General features: G+C 30.0%; 1 pseudogene. It reads left to right on the top strand.

The annotated features are described in order from the left end of the window. Positions 1–123 precede the first annotated feature (123 nt). Positions 124–533: pseudogene (locus KQI30_RS16925) on the top strand (DDE-type integrase/transposase/recombinase); the annotation flags it as partial.

Below are 533 nucleotides of genomic sequence, written 5' to 3'. Positions count from 1 at the left end.
CATGACAACCTCTTTTCTTAATATTATTACCAATTAGTATTTCAAAAAGAGGTTTGGAAAATACTAGGTGGAAGAATTTTTAATTACTTTTTGGTACAGTAATAGTATGTGCTAAACAATATTAACATATTTGTATTAATACTTTCATATTCAAGGTTTAGAATATATAGACTTTCTCTTAATAAAACTCAAGATATATTATTTTCATTTCTAAATGAATCATTTGAAGCCTTCGGCGGAGTTCCGAAGGAACTATTAACAGACAATATGAAAACTGTAATGGATGAACCTAGAACAAAGTATAGCAAAGGAAAAGTAAATAATAAGTTTCAACAATTTGCAAATGATTATGGATTTAAGGTGTGCCCCTGCGTAGCAGGTAGACCGAATACAAAAGCAAAAGTTGAAGCACCAATGAAATTACTTGATGAGATAAGAGCTTATAATGGGACTCTTGACTTTGAAGAGCTTCATGAACTAGTTGCAAAACTTAATAATAGAATTAATAGTTCATGTCATACATCAACGGGTAA

Source organism: Clostridium bornimense (assembly GCF_018917145.1).
GTDB classification, from domain to species: Bacteria; Bacillota; Clostridia; order Clostridiales; family Clostridiaceae; genus Clostridium_AN; species Clostridium_AN bornimense_A.
The sequence above is the reverse complement of the archived record's forward strand: the minus strand, read 5'-3'. Positions and strand labels throughout refer to the sequence as shown.